We start from the raw sequence: 703 nt of genomic DNA, 5'->3' as shown, positions 1-703 counted from the left end.
GTCAGCGGGTGGAGCAGGGTCAGGTGCTGGCCGATGGTCCGTGCACCGAGAACGGTGAGATGGCTCTGGGTAAGAACCTGCTGGTGGCGATCATGCCGTGGGAGGGCCACAACTACGAGGACGCGATCATCCTGTCGCAGCGCCTGGTGGAGGAGGACGTGCTGACCTCGATCCACATCGAGGAGCACGAGATCGATGCCCGGGACACCAAGCTGGGTGCGGAGGAGATCACCCGGGATATCCCGAACGTCTCCGATGAGGTGCTGGCCGATCTGGACGAGCGTGGCATCGTGCGGATCGGTGCGGAGGTCCGGGACGGTGACATCCTGGTCGGCAAGGTCACCCCGAAGGGTGAGACGGAGCTGACTCCGGAGGAGCGGCTGCTGCGGGCGATCTTCGGTGAGAAGGCGCGTGAGGTGCGTGATACCTCGCTGAAGGTGCCGCACGGTGAGTCCGGCAAGGTGATCGGTATCCGGGTGTTCTCGCGTGAGGACGACGATGATCTGCCGCCGGGTGTCAACGAGCTGGTGCGGGTGTATGTGGCGCAGAAGCGCAAGATCCAGGACGGCGACAAGCTGGCCGGCCGGCACGGGAACAAGGGTGTGATCGGCAAGATCCTGCCGACCGAGGACATGCCGTTCCTGCCGGACGGCACTCCGGTCGACATCATCCTGAACACCCATGGTGTGCCGCGTCGTATGAA

1 pseudogene is annotated in these 703 nt (G+C 64.4%); it reads left to right on the top strand.

Features of this window, described 5'->3' with window-relative positions:
* A pseudogene (locus IU459_RS37415) lies at positions 1-703 on the top strand (DNA-directed RNA polymerase subunit beta); the annotation flags it as partial.

The sequence above is a fragment of the Nocardia amamiensis genome (assembly GCF_015477605.1).
In the GTDB taxonomy this organism is placed as follows: domain Bacteria; phylum Actinomycetota; class Actinomycetes; order Mycobacteriales; family Mycobacteriaceae; genus Nocardia; species Nocardia amamiensis_A.
The sequence above is the reverse complement of the archived record's forward strand: the minus strand, read 5'-3'. Positions and strand labels throughout refer to the sequence as shown.